The sequence below is a fragment of the Marinobacter antarcticus genome (assembly GCF_900142385.1).
GTDB classification, from domain to species: domain Bacteria; phylum Pseudomonadota; class Gammaproteobacteria; order Pseudomonadales; family Oleiphilaceae; genus Marinobacter; species Marinobacter antarcticus.
The window spans coordinates 871134-886215 of record NZ_FRAQ01000001.1 but is presented as its reverse complement, the minus strand read 5'-3'; the positions used below and the strand labels follow the sequence as shown (position 1 = coordinate 886215).

The 15082-nt window shown below is 55.3% G+C and carries 11 protein-coding genes and 1 pseudogene; 3 read left to right on the top strand and 9 right to left on the bottom strand.

Translation table 11 applies throughout. The annotated features are described in order from the left end of the window. Positions 1-10: 10 nt before the first annotated feature. Genes BUA49_RS04150 through BUA49_RS04130 form a run of 6 tightly spaced genes read right to left on the bottom strand, consistent with a single transcriptional unit; the run spans position 11 to position 4484 of the window. Positions 11-922 carry a lysine exporter LysO family protein gene (locus BUA49_RS04150; RefSeq protein ID WP_072795748.1) on the bottom strand — a complete coding sequence of 304 codons (912 nt, stop codon included), beginning with the start codon at positions 920-922 and terminating at the stop codon, positions 11-13. Then, positions 922-1242 (bottom strand): DUF2288 domain-containing protein, encoded by a 321-nt coding sequence (locus BUA49_RS04145; protein WP_072795747.1) that lies wholly within the window; start codon positions 1240-1242, stop codon positions 922-924. The genes BUA49_RS04150 and BUA49_RS04145 overlap by 1 nt, the downstream gene beginning before the upstream one ends. Positions 1243-1283: 41 nt before the next feature. Next, complete coding sequence (locus tag BUA49_RS04140; protein ID WP_217650396.1) at positions 1284-1685, bottom strand: response regulator; 402 nt, start codon at positions 1683-1685, stop codon at positions 1284-1286. Then, positions 1663-2823 (bottom strand): HDOD domain-containing protein, encoded by a 1161-nt coding sequence (locus tag BUA49_RS04135; protein WP_072795744.1) that lies wholly within the window; start codon positions 2821-2823, stop codon positions 1663-1665. Before BUA49_RS04135 ends, BUA49_RS04140 begins: the two co-directional genes overlap by 23 nt. A 28-nt stretch (positions 2824-2851) precedes the next feature. After that, the gene (locus tag BUA49_RS17520) at positions 2852-3388 is read right to left on the bottom strand and encodes a GGDEF domain-containing protein (RefSeq protein ID WP_084063486.1); all 537 of its coding nucleotides are present in this window, start codon (positions 3386-3388) and stop codon (positions 2852-2854) included. After that, positions 3273-4484, bottom strand: a complete 1212-nt coding sequence (locus BUA49_RS04130) for a response regulator (protein ID WP_084063485.1) — start codon at positions 4482-4484, stop codon at positions 3273-3275. Before BUA49_RS04130 ends, BUA49_RS17520 begins: the two co-directional genes overlap by 116 nt. Before the next feature lie 102 nt (positions 4485-4586). On the opposite strand from BUA49_RS04130, the gene BUA49_RS04125 reads away from it, so the two are divergent. Then, on the top strand, positions 4587-6374 hold the full coding sequence (locus BUA49_RS04125; protein ID WP_072795740.1) for a sensor histidine kinase: 1788 nt from the start codon (positions 4587-4589) through the stop codon (positions 6372-6374). Further along, positions 6371-8309: pseudogene (locus tag BUA49_RS04120) on the top strand (GAF domain-containing protein). The gene BUA49_RS04125 and the pseudogene BUA49_RS04120 overlap by 4 nt, the downstream one beginning before the upstream one ends. A gap of 59 nt (positions 8310-8368) precedes the next feature. Here the strand turns inward: BUA49_RS04120 and acnA are convergent. The 3 genes from acnA to BUA49_RS04100 all read right to left on the bottom strand — a co-directional run bounded on the left by acnA (position 8369) and on the right by BUA49_RS04100 (position 13443). Further along, the gene (gene acnA / locus BUA49_RS04110) at positions 8369-11137 is read right to left on the bottom strand and encodes an aconitate hydratase AcnA (RefSeq protein ID WP_072795731.1); all 2769 of its coding nucleotides are present in this window, start codon (positions 11135-11137) and stop codon (positions 8369-8371) included. 130 nt (positions 11138-11267) lie between these two features. Further along, positions 11268-12791 (bottom strand): methyl-accepting chemotaxis protein, encoded by a 1524-nt coding sequence (locus BUA49_RS04105; protein WP_072795729.1) that lies wholly within the window; start codon positions 12789-12791, stop codon positions 11268-11270. A gap of 73 nt (positions 12792-12864) precedes the next feature. Further along, entirely contained in the window at positions 12865-13443 is a 579-nt protein-coding gene (locus BUA49_RS04100; RefSeq protein WP_084063483.1) for an SCO family protein, read from the bottom strand. Between the two features lie 148 nt (positions 13444-13591). Between BUA49_RS04100 and BUA49_RS04095 the strand changes: the two genes are divergently transcribed. Then, positions 13592-15046 carry a hypothetical protein gene (locus tag BUA49_RS04095; RefSeq protein WP_072795728.1) on the top strand — a complete coding sequence of 485 codons (1455 nt, stop codon included), beginning with the start codon at positions 13592-13594 and terminating at the stop codon, positions 15044-15046. The last annotated feature ends 36 nt before the right edge of the window (positions 15047-15082 follow it).

Genomic DNA, 15082 nt, shown 5'->3' with positions numbered 1-15082 from the left:
CTCTCCTGTTCTAGCCGAGAGACAAAAAAACACCCATCAGAACTGGCGACAGAAAAGACAGCAGAAAACCTGAAGCAATGGCGACCGGTACACAGCTCAGCCCGCCATTACTGCGGATCACCGGAAGCGTGAAGTCCATGGAAGTGGCTCCGCCATAACCGATGGCCATGGCGGGTCGGCTGCCGATAACCAGCGGTATAATGGCTAGCGCAATAATCTCACGAAGCACGTCATTCAGGAATGCCACCCCGCCCCAGGCGGGCCCCAGGGCATCACCGATCACAATTCCCGAGAGCGAATACCAGCCAAACCCGGAAGCCAGCGCCAGTACATCGTGCCAGGGCAGTCCCAGCACAGGAATCAGCAGCACGCCCGCCAGCAGAGAGCTGGCCACAAGTACTACCGCAATACCCAAGCCCTGGGTGTTCATAAGCAATTTGCGCAGGGAAAGCCCGGCATTGCGCAACTGCAGGCCAATCAGGAACAGCAGAAGCATCAAGGACCAGGTGGCCAGCTGCTCCGCTTGCGGCAGTTCTGGCAACAGAAAGTAGCCCGACAACAAGCCCGCCAGCACCGCAAGCAGAGGTTTCAGAGCGGCCATGAACAGACGCACGTAACCAGCGCCGCCAGAGGACGCATCCCGGTGCTCCGGTACCATGGGCCGCCAGCGGTGAAGCAGCCACAGTCCTGCCATATTGGCAACAAACAGAACCACCACCAGAGTCGACATTTGGCCTGCCATAGCTCCAAGCTGACCCACCAGCCCTTCCATCTGGCCCAGACCAAGCCCCAGCAGAGCCAGGATGAAGTACACCAGAGCTTCCACCAGATAATGAATAGCGGCCATCAAGCGGCGGTTTTCAAGCGACAGCGCAAAGCCCAAAAACAGGGGGGCAAGAATCAGTAACGCGCCGGTCAGCATTAATGCACCGGCGAGTCAGAGCGGTTCTGAACCAGCACCCAAGGCGCCACAACCACGGCCCAGAGCTCGGCGTTGCGGTCGTACCAGGCACGAGCCATATCCGGTGATACGTCCCCTACGTCGCCGTTGGCGAGCCATTGCTCAAAGCAGGCGCGGTTATCAGCGGCCAGCTCGGAGGCCACCTCCAGCAGGTCCAGATCGCTTCCCACACGCACCACATGACCCCGTGCATAGTAGGTCTGCAGTTCGTGCCAGCGTATGTGGGAGGTTTCCAGGTTGAGCCTGGCTTTGATTTCATCGTTATTGCGAGAGGACGACATGACAGCCTTTTCGGATAATGACAGTAAAAACCGGCAAGATCTTAACCGATAGCACAGGTCTCGTTCCAGATTTCCCTGATCTGGTCGGCCAATATGAGCGGATCAAATGGTTTAGGAATAACGCCCACTGCGCCCAGCGCCAGATAACCTTGAACTTCATCGCTCTGAACCTTCGCGGTCATGAACACGGCTGGTGTCGCAGCATGGCCCGGCAAACGCCGGATGGCTTTCAGGGTTGCCGGACCATCCATCCCCGGCATCATGACATCCAGAACGATCAGCTGGGGCTGGCATTCACCAATCTGTTCCAGCGCCTGCTGTCCGGATTCACAAGCCGTCAGCTCAAACCCGCCAATGGCTTCCAGAGCCAGTTCCGCTACCGCGCGGATATCCGGCTCATCTTCAATCATCAGAATACGTTTAAGACTGTTGTCTGGCATCATCCCTGCTCTTCTCACTGTGCTCAATACCCAGCCTTCGCAATAATGTACGGCACTCAGGGCTTTCGGCCTGCTCCGCCACCAGCAACGCAGACGCTCGCATCACCAGTTTTGACCGGCTGACGTTGCTCTTGCTCAAGAAATATACGGCACCAATCAGTTCCCGAAGATCCAGAGGTAAATGCCACTGCACCTTGATTCGGTTACCCAGCATTTCCGCCCAAAAGGTAATGGCGGAGTCAATCTGCTCAAGCTCCGGTGGCTCGCCGCTCTGGTCGCAGTGGTTCTGTAGAACTTTTAGCGCCGCCAATTCCCCGGCCCTGCTCAACAGGCCCGCCGTGTAATAGATCGCCGGGTTGTCACCCACCTTTCTGGCGAGATTACTGGCAGCCTCAGCAACTCGCAACGCCTGTTCCTGTTCAATGCGCGCGCGCTCAGCGAGGTGCGGACAGGTTAACTTGCCGGCAATATCCAGCGATAGCGCAAGCGCTTGATTCAGCGCCATGGAAACGCCAATCACGCTGATTGCCTCTTTTGGCGTTTTTACCGACGTACCGGAGCGTCGGAATGAAGCGCTGTTCGCCACATCCAGCATCTTGGCACTCAGAGCAGGCTCCTGCTTCCATTGTTTCGCAAGCGTGATGGCGTCCAGCTCGTCGCGGTTTGCCATGAGAGCAAGGACTGCAGCTGTGTCAATCTGACCTGGCAGCTGTATCGCAGATTGGCAGGCTGCCTGCATTTTCTCATCCAGAGTATTTGCCCCGCTACCATGAACGAACGAAGCCGGCACCAGCCCTGTCAGCCGCTGGTGCAGCGCATCTACCTGGAACGGTTTGCTTATGTAACCGCTAATACCCAAGTGAGCCGCCGCAAGAATGGAGTCACGGTCAGTGCGGCCGCTGATCATGAGCACAGGAGTCTCGCCGCTGGTTTGCCGAACCGCACGAATCAGCTCCAGACCGGAGCCATCTGGCAGATTCCGGTCAGTGATGACAAGGTCTGCGGGCTGCTGCGCCCAGCTAATGAGCGCAGCCTGCAGCAAGGTAAAAAGCCGGATAGTGGCGCCCGGATAAGCACTGGCCACAACGGTCTCCAGTAAATCACCTACCAGCTCATCATCTTCGAGAATCAACACATACATCGTGGCACTCTCAATTTGCAATTGTAAATCACGACAGATCTCCGGAGGCAGCAGTCACGCCATTACGTCCCGCACGCTTACGCTGATAAAGTGCTCGGTCTGCTGCTTCAATAGCCTGCTCACCGGACTCATAGACGTTCAATGCAGCAACACCCGCGCTGAGGCTGACTGAAAATTCCTCGCTGCCTCCGTTGAACACCAGCCGGGAAAAATCCTGGCTCAGCGCTTCAAGCACTTCAACGGCCTTGTCCAGTGAGCACTCCGGCAACAGCACTACAAATTCCTCACCGCCATAGCGGCCGATAATGTCTGTATTGCGCAACCGGTGGCGCAGCAGGTTCGCCAAAGCCTTGATGACCATGTCACCCGTCCCGTGGCCATACGAGTCGTTGACCTGTTTAAAATGGTCCAGATCCAGCATGGCCACAACAGAATCATGCCCGTTACGGTTACAGCGCGCGTATTCGCGATTCAGCTCGGTTTTGGCAAGCGCGTGCTTCAACAGACCGGTAAGACTGTCGGGCGCGATAGCAGCGTATCCTGGCTGTGCGCAACAGGAACTCATCCGATACCGGTTTGGTCACAAAATCATCACCACCGCGGGCCAGCACATCCAGTTGCAGGTCACGATCTTCTTCCGACGAAAAGAAAATAATCGGAAGACTGAGCCACTCTGCCTGGAACCGTAACATCCGGGCCAAAACCGGACCATCGTAATGCCCCATCTGCACATCCATGAGCAAAATGTCAGGCCGGAACTCTGACAGCTCAAAAAGCAAGCGTGAGGGGTCGTACAGGGCACGCACCTCCATCCCGCCGCTGGTGAGAACCAGACGGTAGTGTTCCAACAGCTCGCTGTCGTCGTCCACAATCATCACCCGGCCGGTGAGCGTTGCCAGCCCTTCCGCCAGTAACTGCTCTACCCGGTCAGCAAGAGCTGGAATATCCTGGGGCTCATCAAGACAGGCATCAACGCCCAGGCTGGCCAACCGGTAACGGGTGGTAAATTCGTGGGCCTGACTGAAACAGATCACTGGTCGGTCATGCAGTCTGGGCAACCAATGCGCATTCTCATCCTCTAGAAGAGTGTCCCTGACCATGACCAGATCAACATCGTCCATGTTGTCTGGCCACTCCTGGCCATTGCTCACACTGCGCAATCGATACCCGTATAGCGCCAGGCCCTTCGATATCAGCTCCGCAAGCTCCTGTTCAGGCTCCAGAATCAACAACACAGCCTGGTCGTCAGCCTCCACAGGCATGGGCTGGTGCCACACGGTTGCTACAGGCTCGGCCGCACCTAAAAGATTGCCAAGGCCGACTATATCTTCTTCATAGCCAGCATCCAGAAACTGCTTTAACTGCAGCCGGATGCGCTCGCTTTCAGCCCCGACAGCAACCTGGTCTGCCAGTGGCTTTATTGCAATCTCAAGTTTTCGGGCCTGTTCGCCAAGCTGTGTAAAGCCCAAAGTGCCGGCAGAGCCCGCCAACCTGTGCAACAACTTATAGGCAGCGGTCACTTCTTCAATGGCTTCAGGGTACCGGGATGCGTTAAAGATACTGGCGACCAATCCCTCAATTTCACGTATCGTTTTATCTCGAAAACGATTACGAAGAATCTCCAGTTTTTTCCGCACCTCGGAAGAAGGGCTTTGAGGCATAAAGGCTCTTGCTGATAGTCGCGCACAAGCGCTGTGAATTCTCGCTCAATTAATGTTCAATCAAACCAAGTTTTCCGGCAAATAGCCAGACAGGAGCACGTTTTGAGTCATTTATCTCTGGGCACTCGCCTTGCCGTAATCATAATCCTTGGCAGTCTGGCCACCTTGGGCTCAGTTATCTATACCGCTTACGATGCATTGCTGGAAGATTTTGAAAACAACCTCTTAGCACAACAGGTGAATGAAACCGCCCGCATTTCCAACTTTGTCAGCCAGGACCTGGAGCTTCGTATCAGCGTGATGGCTCAGTTTGCCACCATGTTAGGCAACGATGGTCAATTGTTACCAAAGGCACAACTTACAAGGCTCCTGCAAAAGCAGCGAAAACTGAGAGAACTGTTCCCCCACAGCCTGACCGTTCTATCTCCAAACGCTATATTAATTGCTGAAAATATTTTTGCTCAGGGCAGAATCGGCACCTATTACGGGGACCGGCCCCACTGGAGAAGGGCCATTGAAACTCGCCGCCCGGTAATCAGCCGACCCATTATAGGCCGGGCAACGGGCCTGCCGCTGATGGTTTTTATCGCACCAATTGAGAGTGATAACGGAAAACTTCTTGGTTTTCTCAGCGGCACTCTGCAAATGAATCGGTCGCTTCTGATACCGGCGCACATACGAGAGGATGCCAGTAAAGACGCTATATTTCTGGTGGTAGACACGGATAACTTTTTGTTTGTAGAGGGTTCCCGAGAAGGCAAAATTATCGAGACACTGCCAGATCCGGGAGAAAATCTGTTGATTGACGCCGCACTGTCCGGCATCAGCTTTGGCGAGGTTGACGCTGAATCAGGAGAGACGCTTATCTATGCAACCAGTCATCTTCAGCGCCTGGGCTGGCTGTTTATTCGCGCGGTTCCCAAGTCCCTTGCAACCGCTCCCGCCGAGCGGGCTTTCAGCCGGTTTTTCCTGATTAGCACAGGGGCAACTCTCGGAATACTATTACTGACATATGTGGCGCTGCGGTCCACAACCTCTTCCCTCACACAGATGACCCGGCGTATACGCTCCATGATTCAGAAGCCCGAATCCTCGCGTCGGCTCAAAAAACAGGGTGCGCCAGAGGTGCGTGACCTGGCCCAGGCGTTTAACCAGTTGTTGGATGAGCGGGATGCCAACAACCAGCTCAAAGACAACTTCGTTTCCAATGTCAGCCATGAACTACGAACGCCGCTGACATCCATGAATGGCGCTCTGCGGCTGCTTCAGTCTGGTACGACGGGCGAACTTCCCGAGCGTGCCAGAGAAATGACAACGCTGGCTTTGCGCAACGGCGAACGCCTGCAATTGCTCATCGGCGACATGCTTGACTTCAATAAGCTCTCAAGCGGCAAGATGCGCCTTAGCTTCCAACCTGAAGACCTGCGGAAATTACTCACCGACACCGTCAGTAGCAACGAAACAATGGCCAGAGAATCAGGCGCGAGGCTGGTCGTGAGTGATACACCTGAAATACGGCTGACGACCGATGGCCATCGGTTGCGACAGATTCTGGATAACTTCATCAGCAATGCCATCAAGTTTTCACCAGACAATGGGCTGATCATCATTAAAGCCGAAAAAACCGATCATAACCGGCTACGCATTACCGTCAGCGATCAGGGCGCTGGAGTGCCGGAAGACTTCAAGAGTCAGATATTTGATCGTTTTTCCCAGGCAGAAGTGGGCACCACCCGGGCAACCAGCGGCACGGGTCTCGGCCTGGCAATCAGCCGCCAACTTGCTGTTCTGCTGAACGGCGATGTCGGGTTCTACAACAGTGACGGTGCGCATTTCTGGGTTGAACTGCCCCTGTGCGACACAACGCTCCCGGAGGGTCAAGCATCATGAAGGCACCTGAGTTACCCGCCAATGAGCGCTCCAGACAAACGGCACTGGATCAACTGCGAATTCTGGACACTCCCCCTGAAGAGCGCTTCGACCGGCTCACCCGCATGGCAGCACGACTGCTGGATGCTCCCATCGCTCTGATTTCGCTGATCGACCGCGACCGGCAGTGGTTCAAGTCCTGTGTCGGGCTGGGGGTCGGCGAAACGCCCAGGAGCATTTCGTTCTGCGGCCACGCCATTTTTGACAGGCAGCCGCTGGTGATTGAGGATGCGCTTGAAGATGAGCGTTTCTGCGACAACCCTCTGGTGACGGGCGATCCAAATATCCGCTTCTATGTTGGCACGCCGCTTCATAGCGCAGACGGCCATGCCTTGGGCACTTTATGCGTGATTGACCGGAAACCACGCAGGCTGGGCGAAGAAGATCGCCAGTGCCTGCGGGATCTGGCGGACTGTGCCGAAGAGCAGATCAGTGCTCGCGAGCTGGCCGTTCACTACCGTGAACAGGAACTGGAACAACAGAATGAGTCCCTGGTCGTGCTCAAACAACTGGTAGACCTGGTTCCCGGTGGGCTGTATCAGTTCCGTCTCTATCCGGATGGGCGCATGAATTATCCCTACAGCAGCAAGGGTATTGAGCGCATGTTCGGTTTGACCGAGAAGCAGGCCCGGGAGGATGCTGCGGCTGTTTTCGCGATGATCAACCCCGATGACCTATCCGCTGTAAAAACCTCGATTAATGAGTCTGCACGCCGGCTGAGCACTTGGTCGATTCAGTTCAGGATACGCGGGCAGGAGCGCAGCTGGCGCTGGATTGAGGGCAACTCAACGCCACAAAAACTCTCCGACGGCAGCGTTATCTGGCATGGCTACCTTGAAGATATCGACGATAAAAAAAGGGCCTTGATAGGCTTGCAGGAAAGTGAACTGCAGCTTCGTCACCTGTTCGAACTCGCGCCCAGCGGCATCCTTCTGGTTGACTACCAAACTGCGGCAATCATCGACGTGAATGCTGCCATGCTCAAGTCGACCGGCTACCGCAAGGATGAATTCCTGAAACTGGACTATCGCCAGCTGCTTGCCTCCAGCCACGGGTCGTTACGAACTGAGGTTCTGGAGAAATTAAGGCAGACGGGGTATTTCGGCCCCCTGGAGCAAGAAGTGACCGACTGCAACGGTACTGCCTACCCCGCCATCATTCACAGTATGCTGATACGTGATTCTTCAGAACGCAAATTGCTCTGGGTTCTCGTGGAGGACATTTCCGAACGCAAAAAGATCGAACGCATGAAAAACCAGTTCGTATCTACTGTGAGCCACGAACTGCGCACACCGCTCACCTCCATAACCGGCGCCATCGGACTGCTGGCTGGCGCCGCCGCCGGGACTCTTCCACCAAAAGCCCAGCACATGATGGCCATCGCCGAGCGCAATGCCCGCTAACTGGCGACGCTGATTAATGACTTACTGGATATAGAAAAGCTGGTAGCAGGCAAACTGGACATCAACCTGAAACGGCAGCCTTTACGGCCTCTGCTTGAACAGGCGGTCACTGTAAATCAGTCCTACGGGGCTCAGCGTGAAATCACCATCGATCTTGCGCCCGACACCCCCGAGACCGAGGTATTCGTCGACGGCCAGCGGTCGCGTCAACCTGTCTGCCCGGCAGCAAGTCTCTGAAGGGAAACCAACGGTCACCATTGATATTGAAGACAACGGACAGGGGGTTCCGGAAGCCTTCCGGGATCAGATCTTCCAGCGTTTTGCCCAAGCAGACAGCTCCGACACCCGGAGCCAGAGTGGAACCGGGCTTGGGCTCGCCATCACACGGGAGTTGGTCACTGTAATGGGCGGCGAAGTCGGTTTTGAGTCTTTGCCGGGCCGGGGCGCCACCTTCTGGATACGCCTGCCGATGGCAAACAGCGATACCCCATAAAAAAACCGGCAGCCTTTTAACAGGCTGCCGGCTCCTAACTGAACCAGAAAACAAATGGTTCAGGCAGACTTCAGCATCTCACGCACCACATAATGCAGGATGCCGCCGTGGATAAAATACACCGCCTCGTTGGCGGTATCGATCCGCGATTTCAGCTCACAGCTTGCGGTGGAACCGTCCTTGTAGGTTATCGCCATCGTCAAGGTCTGACCCGGCTTTATCTCGCCGGACAATCCATTGATGGTAATTGTTTCCTCTCCTGTCAGCTTCAGGCTCTTACGATCCGTGCCTTCAGGGAACTGCAGAGGCATAACGCCCATACCAATCAGGTTGGAACGGTGAATCCGCTCATAGGACTCCGCCACCACGGCCCGGACACCCAGCAACCGCGTACCCTTGGCTGCCCAGTCACGACTGGAGCCAGTTCCATACTCTTTACCGGCAATCACGACCAGCGGTGTTCCCTGTTCCTGGTACTTCATGGCGGCATCGTAGATGGCCATCTGTTCTCCGGTGGGCACAAACTTCGTGAAACCACCTTCAACGTTCTCCAGCATTTCATTACGAATACGTACGTTGGCAAAGGTGCCACGCATCATCACTTCGTGGTTACCACGGCGGGAGCCGTAGGAGTTGAAGTTTTTCGGATCCACCCCGTGTTCCTGAAGGTATTTTCCCGCCGGAGAATCCGCCTTGAACGAGCCAGCCGGAGAGATATGGTCGGTGGTTACAGAATCCCCCAGCAGCGCCAGAATGCGCGCGTCCTTCACATCCTCAATAGGCTCGGGCTCTTCACCCATGCCTTCAAAAAAAGGCGGATGCTGAATGTACGTAGACTTTTCAGACCACTCGTAAACCTTGCTCTCAGGTACCTTGATGGCCTTCCAGGTGTCGTCGCCATCAAACACTTCGGCGTATTCCTTGCGGTACATGTCAGTTTTCACTTTCTCAACTGCTTCCGCTACTTCCTTCTGGCTGGGCCAAAGATCCTTCAGGAATACCGGGTTACCCTCTTTATCCTTGCCCAGCGGCTCCTTGTCGAGATCCAGCCGCACGTTGCCAGCCAAAGCGTAGGCCACAACCAAGGGAGGCGAAGCCAGCCAGTTGGTTTTCACCAGAGGATGCACTCGGCCTTCAAAGTTGCGGTTGCCGGAGAGCACAGAGGCCACGGTGATATCGCCATCAAGAACGGCTTTTTCAACCGCATCCGGCAGCGGGCCGGAGTTACCAATGCAGGTCGTGCAACCGTAACCGACCAGGTTAAACCCAAGTTCGTTCAGATCATCCTGAAACCCGCCTACACGCAGATAGTCGGTTACAACCTTGGAACCGGGGGCCAGTGAGGTTTTTACCCAGGGTTTGGTTTTCAGCCCTTTGGCGACCGCCTTCTGAGCAATCAACCCGGCGGCCATCATAACGCTGGGGTTGGATGTGTTGGTACAGGAGGTAATGGCGGCAATAACCACCGCACCCGGGTCCAGGCGCGTTTTTGTTCCGTTCAATTCAAGATGCTGGCTCGACGGGTGGTGGTAGCTGTTATCCACGCCCACCGCTGTCTGGCCACCTTCTGACGCCAGACTGCTTTCACGGGAATCACTCGCACCCGGCAAACCTTCGGCAGTTGCCATCAGCAATTCAAAGGTTGATTTCATGTTTTTCAGTGCAACCCGATCCTGTGGCCGCTTGGGGCCGGCCATGCTGGCTTCCACCTTACTCATGTCCAGCTCCATGGTGGAGCTGTAAGCCGGCTCATGGCCAGGTTCACGCCACAGGCCCTGAGCTTTGGCATAGGCCTCTACCAACTCTACCTGCTCGTCTTCGCGGCCGGTCAGGCGCAGGTATTTGAGGGTTTGCTCGTCCACCGGGAAAAAGCCGCAAGTTGCCCCATACTCCGGAGCCATATTGGCAATGGTGGCACGGTCTGCCACAGGCATATCCTTAAGGCCATCGCCATAGAATTCCACGAACTTGCCAACCACGCCTTTCTTGCGGAGCATTTCAGTAACTGTAAGCACCAGATCCGTGGCGGTGATGCCTTCACGCAGTTTGCCGGAAACCTTGAAGCCCACGACTTCCGGGATCAGCATGGATACCGGCTGGCCTAACATGGCGGCTTCTGCTTCAATACCGCCAACACCCCAGCCAAGAATGCCGAGGCCGTTAATCATGGTGGTGTGGGAGTCTGTTCCAACTAGCGTGTCCGGATAGGCTAAGGTTTTATCGCCCTGCTTCTTATGCCAAACGGTTTTGCCCAGGTATTCGAGGTTTACCTGGTGACAGATACCGGTTCCCGGCGGCACTACGCGGAAGTTGTCAAAGGCCTGCTGGCCCCAGCGCAGGAATTCATAGCGCTCCTGATTGCGCTCCATTTCGATGGCTACGTTCTCAGAAAATGCGGTGGGAGTGCCAAACTCGTCGACCATCACCGAGTGATCAATTACCAGATCCACAGGCGATAGCGGGTTAATCAGCGCGGGGTTCTTACCCGCCTTTTTAACAGCCTCACGCATGGCCGCGAGATCAACCACACCAGGCACGCCGGTAAAGTCCTGCATCAGAACACGGGCGGGGCGGAACTGTATTTCAGTGTCCGAGTGGCGGTCTTTGAGCCACTGGGCCATGGCATTGATGTGGGTCTGGTCCACCGTTATGCCGTCTTCATTGCGCAACAGGTTTTCCAGAAGCACTTTTAGCGAAAAAGGCAGGCGGCTGATATCGCCCAGCGATTCAGCCGCTTTGGGCAAACTGTAATAGTGGTAGGTGCGCTTGCCTGCCTGCAGACTGCTGAAGGTATTCAGGCTGTCCTGACTGTGAGTATCACTCGACATGGTGTGCCTCCTACGATGAGTTAGTATCTTACTACTATCGCATCGTTTCGGCAGACTTCAACTCACGGCAATTGATGTTCGCCATTCAGCCTGTGAATGGACGGCCATAAAGCATTTCTCAACAGGTCTGCTAGCGTGTTTTGTAATCGGCGATCAATGCGTCCACTTCTATAACCATACGTTCGATTTCTGCGGCCATAGCTTGAGATTTCGCCGCTTCCCGCACGACATCCTGGCTCTGCTCTGCAACCTGCTGCACGCTCTGGTTGATCTGCCCCGAGGCCACAGCCTGCTGCTCGGTAGCCGATGCAATTTGCAGATTCATTCCATTTACTTCGGAAATCGCTGCTTCAATATCCGCAATCGCCTTGCCCGTCTGGTTTATTGCGCCCAAGGTTTCCCTGGAGCGGGTCTGGCCCATTTCGATGGCTGCCAGAGTGGCCTCAGAAACATTGGCCAAACCATCCATCGTAGCGCGAATCTCAGTGGTGAAGTCCTGAGTACGCCGTGACAGATTACGGACTTCATCAGCCACTACGGCAAAACCACGGCCATGCTCCCCAGCGCGTGCAGCCTCTATAGCGGCATTCAGGGCAAGCAGGTTGGTCTGATCTGAAATATCGTTGATCGAGGCGATAAACGTGCCAATGGATTGCACTTTCTCGACCAGCTCGGTAACCATGCGGGAAGAGTCAATCAACGCAGTATTAGTGGCTTCGGTCATGGTAATAGCGCTATGGATGTAGCGACTACCTTCTGCAGACGCTTCCGCTGAGCGTGTTGCCGACTCAGCGGCCGATTGTGCATTACGGGCTACATCCTGAATGGTTGCAGTCATCTGGTTGGTGGCAGCGGCCGCCTGATCGGTCTGCCCCTGCTGAGCATCCATGATTCGGTTGGTAGATACACCCGCAACGGTCAGAGCTGAGGCGCTGGTATGCAGCTGCCCCGATAGCGCCCGTACAGACTCGATCAATTCTGCAAATCTCGTCACCATCGTATTGAAGGAGGTAGCAGCAAGGTCGCCCTTTGCATTCGCCAGCCGGCCGCGCAGATCGTGCTTGTCATCAAAGGCGCTGACCAGTGCGATCATTTCCCTTGAGCGTTCTTGCTCAGCCGCCATTTTGATCGCAAAGAACGACAGAACACTGGCCTCAAAAACCACGAAAATCGCATGCACAGTGGTGATAGACCAGCTGCAGCCGTAGTTGAAGAGTATCAACGGCATACCGCCTACTGTGGCCTCTGACAGTTGCAACGCTGTGAGCACCAGATGGTGCACCGCTATCAGCGCGGCTGCCGCAACTACCGGCAACCAGTCACGGTAAGCAATCGCAAGCGCCAGCGCGGCAAAAATATGAAAATGCATTTCGAGGCGCCCCAGCTGGGCCTGAATCATGGTCGCCGAGAACAGCATCAGGCACATGCAAAAAAGCACACCACAAGCACGGGTTCCGCGCAGCAAGCTGTAACCGGCAATCACCAATGCACCGATTGACAGAGATGCCGTGATCGCAAAGCCATAGGTTCCATACCCCCAAGGCACAAGCAACCCCACTACCGGCACGTGAGCCAGCAACAGCCAGAGCATGCTGCGGTCTACACTGAGCAGTTCCTGCCTGTACAGGTGCTGAACATTATTAGTTGAACTCACAGTGACACCTCATTTTCAAGCCAGACCTGAACCGGCCCGCTCAACAATTAATCTGAAAGCTCGCCATGGCATTTTAGCCTTCGGGTTGCTCCATAAGTCGCGCAAGATCGGCATTTACCCTCTGCAAATCCAGCTCGGGCGTGGTGTACAGCAGTTGCCGCCGATTATTAGCTGCGACTACATAAAGCCGGGCACCGTGGTTAATCTCGCTGCTGGCGCCGCCCTCACGTGCGGCGAAATCGCCGTATTCGTCGGAAAGAGCCTGCGCCTGACGGAAATTTTCCGGCCGCACAGCACGAAAGTTTTCACCCAGCGCCTCCATAACTATGTTCAACTCACGTTGGCTGTCGTTTTCCGGATCCAGAGTCACAAACACAAACTGCACCGGGCTATCCTGCCAGCGCTCATGCAAAGCTTTCAGATTCAGCAACTGCAACGGGCACACGGTGCCGCAGCTGCGATAACCAAAAAAAACCACATTCAGCCCCGCATCCGGAACCTCTGCGCCCGGCAACGCTGGAACCGACACATCAGTTTTATAGCCGTAAAATCCTGATTCTCCGCCCAGCTCGTTTAAAAGGCCCTGCGCAAACGGCAGAGCCGCTGCCATAACGAAAGCAGACATTAACAGAATGGCGGAGACAGTTTTCAACGCAGATATCCTGTCATAAGCGTGTGAACGATCCTTTTGCAATAACTGCGATCTATAGATTATTTTACGACCGCAACGGCATATTCTTTAGACAGCATTTTTGCGATCATAAAAGCATATTTCTATTCAGGCAGGACTTCCTCCGACCATGAAACATGATTGCCACTACCACCCGGGCGACCCTGCCAAATGGCACTGCGGTGAATGTCAGGTGCATTACTGCACCCGGTGCATGCCCGATGCCGATACTCGCCAGCGCAATGCGCTGTGCCCAGGCTGCAATAAAGCCATGCGTTATCTGGGAGCCGCGACGGAAGTAGTACCTTTCTGGAACCGGATCGGATCTTTTTTTCGTTACCCATTCCACTCGGACCCACTGATCGTCATCGCTATCTGCACGCTAGTGCCCGTTATTGCACCGGCCAATCTGATCGGGATCCTGATCTGGCTGCTGCTGGCGTTGGCGCTGTTTAAATACACCTATGCCGTGATTAACCACACCGCTGAAGGTCACCTGAAGCCACCCTCCGTGTCTGTCGCCTTCACCGGCAGCGGGTTCAACATCGTTATTCTCCAGCTGCTGGTTTTCATTCTGATGGGCGGGTTGGTTGGCGCGGCCGCGATGGTGGGCGGCCCGTTACTGATGATGCTGGCACTGGCTTTTGTGGTACTGGCGCTGCCCGCCAGCATCATGGTTCTGGCCATGGAACGATCTGTGGGAGCCGCGGTAAATCCGATGAATCTGGCGCTACTGATTTCACGCATCGGAAGCCCCTACTTCCTGCTCTACGGCTACCTGATTCTACTCACCCTGGCTTCCGGTGTGGCTCAGGATTTTGCCCTCAACCACTTCCCATTTTGGCTTTCACAACCCTTGTCTGGCTTTCTGAACAGCACCTTCACCCTGATTCTGTTCAACATGCTTGGCTACCTGTTGTTTCAGTACCAGGAAGAACTGGGGTTCGCCTCGGATATTCAGGGGGGCACTGCGGATGTCGATATGCACCAGCGGGATCGCAGCACCCGCTTTGATGCGGACATTGATATGAACCTGAAAGACGGCAACTACGATCGCGTTCAGGGGATGCTGAAAGAAGCGCTGAAGCGAAACCGGGACGATGCGCTGCGCATCGGACAGCTTTACCAACTGCTGATTGCCCGGAACGATGCGACTGAGCTTTACCAGTACCACCCTCGAATTCTGGGCTGGCTGGCGGATCGGAACGACGGAGAGGGCATAGCTTCTGTACTTGGCCTGCTTGAGCAGGCTGAACCGGGTTTTAAACTGGATGATCCGGAGCTTGCCGTCCGCTGCGCCCGCTGTCTCTATCTTCGGGGGCAGTTCAAGCAGGTACTGCGGCTGCTGCAGGACTTCCACAAACGCTTCCCCGACAGCGAAGAACTTGCCCCGGCCTACCTTCTGGTTGCGCAGGCTCTGGCCAACGGGTTGAACCAGTGGGAAAAGGCGACGGCCTTCCTGACGTTTATCCAGAAGCGCTGTGCCAGCCATCCGTTACACGAACAAATTCCGATTTTTCTGGATCAGGCTGAGAAGAGGGAACTCCTCAAGGGCCCAAAGGCCTCGTTCGTAGTTCAGGAGTAAGACCTGTGGGGGCTCCGCCCTCACAGGTCCCAGGCT

Bases quoted from the DNA above. Each gene is read 5' to 3' on its own strand.
- BUA49_RS04150 (WP_072795748.1), bottom strand. From the start codon at position 922: ATGCTGACCGGCGCGTTACTGATTCTTGCCCCCCTGTTTTTGGGCTTT.
- BUA49_RS04145 (WP_072795747.1), bottom strand. From the start codon at position 1,242: ATGTCGTCCTCTCGCAATAACGATGAAATCAAAGCCAGGCTCAACCTG.
- BUA49_RS04140 (WP_217650396.1), bottom strand. From the start codon at position 1,685: ATGATGCCAGACAACAGTCTTAAACGTATTCTGATGATTGAAGATGAG.
- BUA49_RS04135 (WP_072795744.1), bottom strand. From the start codon at position 2,823: ATGTATGTGTTGATTCTCGAAGATGATGAGCTGGTAGGTGATTTACTG.
- BUA49_RS17520 (WP_084063486.1), bottom strand. From the start codon at position 3,388: ATGAGTTCCTGTTGCGCACAGCCAGGATACGCTGCTATCGCGCCCGAC.
- BUA49_RS04130 (WP_084063485.1), bottom strand. From the start codon at position 4,484: ATGCCTCAAAGCCCTTCTTCCGAGGTGCGGAAAAAACTGGAGATTCTT.
- acnA (WP_072795731.1), bottom strand. From the start codon at position 11,137: ATGTCGAGTGATACTCACAGTCAGGACAGCCTGAATACCTTCAGCAGT.
- BUA49_RS04095 (WP_072795728.1), top strand. From the start codon at position 13,592: ATGAAACATGATTGCCACTACCACCCGGGCGACCCTGCCAAATGGCAC.